Here is a 5,259-nt window from a genome sequence, read left to right on the forward strand (position 1 = left end):
AAAGCATTCTATCAAGAGATGTCACGTTCTCATCAACCAATAATTAATTGGTCAGTGCTATTTATTTCAGCTTAGTGACTAACTTATTCTTGAAATTTAGAACTTAGAATCATCACTATAATCGTTGGGGTCATCAGTAATACCTGATTTTTTATCCGTCTTAACCCGATACTGATCCATGATCCATTCAATAGCAGAACGACCATTAACAATATATTGGTAGGCTTTTGAAGGAATATTCGAGATTGTAATGGTGTCATTAAAGATAATCGTTGAACGATCGTTCTCTAGCTTGCCATCATTATTCCGCTTCTTCGCAAACTTCATCTTAGTTACTCTGTAATCAGGCTCCCCGTGATATTGAATATCAACATCACTGTAAGTTGGCACCTGTTCGTAATTAAGATGCAATTTCATTAGCTGTTTACCAATCGTTACATACTTATTGATGTCTTTCACAATAGGTATTCTAGCTAAATCCTTACGTAAATCATTAGCATAACGTTGTTGGTAATCGGGCGAACTCAATAAAGCATAAACATAAGCGAATGCATCGTCAGTGTTTAGTCCTAATTTATTTGCAAAATTACCGTTAACATTGTCGGAATCAGGAAGTAAGTCATTACTATTTGAATGATCAAAGCGTATGAATCCTTGCCCTTTTTCCATTAAGTCTAGATTTGGCAGTCCATTTGTTATAAGTGATGAAAAAGCTCTACTTGCCCCTCTACCAGTAGTAACAATAGCCTGATTACCTTTACCCCAATGTTCATAGTATTGTCCTGGACTTTCCACAATATTGCGATCATACATAAGCCACTTTTTAACAAATGGACGGTACATTTCCTGTCGTATTTTCTGAGCATCATACATAAATTTGGTACCCTTTTTAAATTGATTATCCATGCTCCTTGTCCATTTTATTTTCTTGGCATCACGCATAGCGGATTTTTTACCTTGTCCACCGTTTTTGGCAACTTCTGTATTGTAGTTATCAACGAGACGCTTAGAATTTTCCAAAACTTTTTGCTTGGAGAATCCAGATACCCAAATATCACGATTGGTACTAATCCCTACTGCATTACTTAAAAATGGTGATTTGTTTTCGCCTACAATTGATACATATGTTTGATAATGAGGATCACGCTGATTTAACCAGTCATTATTTTTATCAGGGATAACCTGATTCCATTTCATATTATTAATTGACTTATTCTTTTGAACCGAATTTAATTTCTGTTGACGTGAAAGGTAATCACCAATATTGTAGTAAAGAATTTCATGCTTATTAGAACCATCCTTTATTAGAATGCTAATTGCAATAGGAGCTCTACTGCCAGAACCAAAAATCTTTCCCCCTTCTTTACGTGATTGTTCACCTTGAGTTCTTTGATTACCACGTAGGTTAAAAATGTATAAATGATTAAATTCATGATATAAAGAATCTCGCAACCCATCAGTACTATTACTATCTAGGTAGCTACCATTAGTTACGAAGCCAATCACACCTTTATCACCTATGCGATCACTAGCCCAGCGAAATGCTTTAATATAGCTATCATAAGAGCTTTTACTTAAAGAAGAGCTACTATTCTCAACATATGTTTGTTCTATACGCTTCTCTAATTGTGGGTAATGCATGTTTTGGTTATTGTCATTAGCATTTCCTTGTCCAATAGAATATGGCGGATTACTTATTATTACTGTAATAGGCGTAACTTGTTCCTTTGCAAGGCGTCGATTGTTCTGCCCAAATAATTGATCGATAGTTAATGTTTCACGTTCAGTGCACTCAAATGTATCGGTTAACACAATTCCATCAAACGGTTTGTATCCTCTATCAGGGCCATTTACTTCATCAAAGACAGCTTCAATATTGATAGCCGCGATATAATAACTCAGCAAAATGATTTCATTAGCATGAAGCTCATGCATATACTTACGGAGAATATCTTGATAAGTAATTTCCCCAGCATCCATTTGCTCCTTAAAGTATTGTAAGGTTCGCGTAATAAATGTACCTGTACCAGTGAACGGATCTAAAATATGAACATTTTGATCTGATAGACGTTTACCAAAATATTTTTGCAAAGCGTCATCAACTGAGCGAATAATAAAATCTACTACTTCAACAGGAGTAAACACTATTCCCATTGCGTCTGTCACCCTTTCAAACCCTTTCTTAAAGAAGTTTTCATACAGGGTAACAATGATTTTTTGCTTAGCTGCCGCATTATCAATTCCTTGAGCACGAGCTTTAACAGAATCATAAAACGGCTTTAATGATTGCTGACCATTATCAAAGCCGTACCTTTCAAAAACAGATACAACACTATTAATAGCCTTAGAAACTGGATTTTCCTTAATAAAGCTGTACCCACTAAATAATGCCTCGAAAACAGGCTGAGTAATTAAATGCTGAGCTAACATCTGTACTGCTTGATCATGATCAATCGAATCATTGATGTTATAGTGCAGACTGTCCAAGAATTGGTCAAAAGCTTCTTTAGCTTCTTGGTTGGACGTAATTAAGTCATTAATTCGTTGAATATGTTTATGAGCAATTTCAGCCACATCTGCGGACCAGTCTTCTAGATAACGGCGATCACCAACCTTTTGCACCACACGTCCATAGAAGGCTTGTTCAATCTCGCCCCATTTTAAGGCCAGGCTAGTTTGATAATCTGCCGAATCTTCGTGAACGGATTCAGCTTGTTTGCCGCGTTCTTCAGTTACCGGTCTACTAGGACTCGTATCTGTCCCAATAAAGTCGATTCTTCCAGACTTTTTCTTGTTTAATTGCAGCTTGTTGATTTCCGCCTCAAATCGTTCATCTGTTGAACGCAGAGCGTTGAGAACTTGCCATACTTCTCGATAACGCTTGTTATTGTCTAATACGTCTTCAGGCTTAGAACCGGCATCAATAACAACCGGAAGAATAATGTAGCCATATTCTTTGCCCTCATAACGACGCATAATTCGACCAACAGCCTGCACAATATCAACTTGTGATTTTTTAGGACTAAAGAAGATTACCGCATCCAGACTAGGAACATCGATTCCCTCTGTTAAGAAACGGACATTAGATAAAACTCGAGCATGGTTATCTGGCATATCATTAGCTAACCAGTCCAAAGCATTTTTCTTTTGAAGAGCATTTAGTGAACCATCAACGTGCTTAACATCAACAGTGAAACTATCGTCAGCTTCCTTACCTAGGTAATCATTAACTACATTATTAAATTCTTTGGCAATTTCCTTGGAGTGAGCAATTGTATCTGTAAATGCAATGGCACGTTTCATCGGTGCTCCCTTAATCTCACCGTTAAGTCCATTACGCTTTACCATGGCATTCCAGACCCCAATAATTTTACCTGGATCGTCCGTCTTCAATTCATTATCTGAAGACAAAGTTTCCTGCATAGTCTTATTAACATACTGCTCACTAACCGCTAACACTGACACTTTATAATCAGTCAAATAGCCACGGTTAACTGCATCTCCAAATCCGAGATGATAAATGACTTGACCATATGTCTTTTCATCGTCCATAGAGGAAATAACAATACTTTGCTCTTTAGCTTTCTTCTTTGCATCAACTCCATAAACTTTAGGAGTAGCAGTTTGATAAAGACGGAGCTTACCTTGAACATTCTTATTAGAGTGTACCTTGGTGAAAACACTAGGATCACCCATTTCACTAGCTCCAGTAGTTCGATGAGCCTCGTCTGCAACGATTAGGTCAAATTCTGGTAATCCAGCCTCTTGCGCCTGATGAATTACGTCAATAGATTGATAAGTACTAAAGATAACATTCATCTGCTTACCATTATTTGGCTTGATCTTTTGATAATTAGCCATTAACTGGTCAACATTAGTCGTAGCAGGAAAGCCAATATCTTTAGCACTTAAGTCATCATCACCATGCTTCTTTTTCGTTGCTTTAGCATCCGAAACAACTGAGAATGAATTCATATATACCTGTTCATCGTGATCATCATTCCAATTAAATAACGTTTGAGAAAGTAATTGAATACTTGGTACCAAATATAGAATATTAAAATCAGTTTTACCTTGATCCTTCATCAAGGCTTCAGCAATTTTAAGGCTGGTAAAGGTTTTCCCTGTTCCTGGAGCCATAATTAACTTACCGCGATCATGTTGTTTGAAATAACTAAGAGATTTATCAATGGCTTCCTGCTGATAATCTCTCAGGTGTTTAGGCTTTTGCCGTAACTTCTCATTCGGCTGATCAAAGGAAAAAAGCTGCCAATCAATATTGGCATGTTCCAATTGTGATAGGCCAATCCGCGTCATTGGCTTAGAAAGGCCTTCTAAAGCATTTTCAGCGTTTTTATTCCATTCATCAGTAGTACTGACGATAATTCCTGCTGCGTAATAGTTCTTGCTAAATTCAGCGATAAAGGAATTAATCGTGTCTTTACCAACTTTTCCCTGATAGAACTTTGCTTGAATAGCAGTGAGCTTACCTGTAATACGGTCACGAGCTACTAAGTCTACTCCTGTATCTTTTTTGGGGATGCCATATTGATCTGGAACATCTTTTAGCATCCAAACATCGCTAAATTTATTATGGTAGGTTGGTTCATTTTTTAAGTACGCCAATACCATTTCTTCAAATGCTGTTCCTCGATCACGCTGATCGTCTATATGACTATTAATTTGTGTGATTAATTCATTAAATGTTGCCATGATTTCATTCCTCAATTACTAAATTTAGTTTGCCTACTAGCTCTGTCTTATCCTTCAATGTAATTACATAAAAGGGAATTTTACTTTTGCCAATTTGTTAATTTCAATACATACTCTTAACTGTGCAAAATAATATATAGAATAATCAAAGATAATTATATTATTTTTTGACACATGTAATTCTCTTAAATTTTAGATTCACGTTATAAGCATTTTGCAGCAATCTAACTAAAAAGATCATAAATAAAACGCCATATAGTACCACTTTAAGCACCATATAGCATCCTACAAATAATTTTTCTTAATTACAATGAAATGTAATTTAACTAAATATGAATAACTATTTTTTGAGAACAGTTAATATTAGTTAATATCAAGTGGTTCTATTTCATCCTTATGAATATTATTTATATCCATGATTTCTTTTACGACTTGTAATCCTATCTTTTTAGCAAACTTCTTTTTCTTATGGTAGATTGTAAAATTTAAGTTGAACATTTTAGTGGACAGAAAAACCTATAAAGGTCTTTAATGGTGTCGCTAAAC

The 5,259-nt window shown here is 35.8% G+C and carries 1 protein-coding gene; it reads right to left on the reverse strand.

Annotated features, from left to right (window positions below; all coding sequences use genetic code 11):
* Positions 1–96: 96 nt before the first annotated feature.
* Positions 97–4,713, reverse strand: a complete 4,617-nt coding sequence (locus tag QOS01_RS10160; protein ID WP_283622245.1) for a type ISP restriction/modification enzyme — start codon at positions 4,711–4,713, stop codon at positions 97–99.
* Between the last annotated feature and the right edge of the window lie 546 nt (positions 4,714–5,259).

It is taken from the genome of Limosilactobacillus avium, from assembly GCF_947381485.1.
GTDB classification, from domain to species: Bacteria; Bacillota; Bacilli; order Lactobacillales; family Lactobacillaceae; genus Limosilactobacillus; species Limosilactobacillus avium.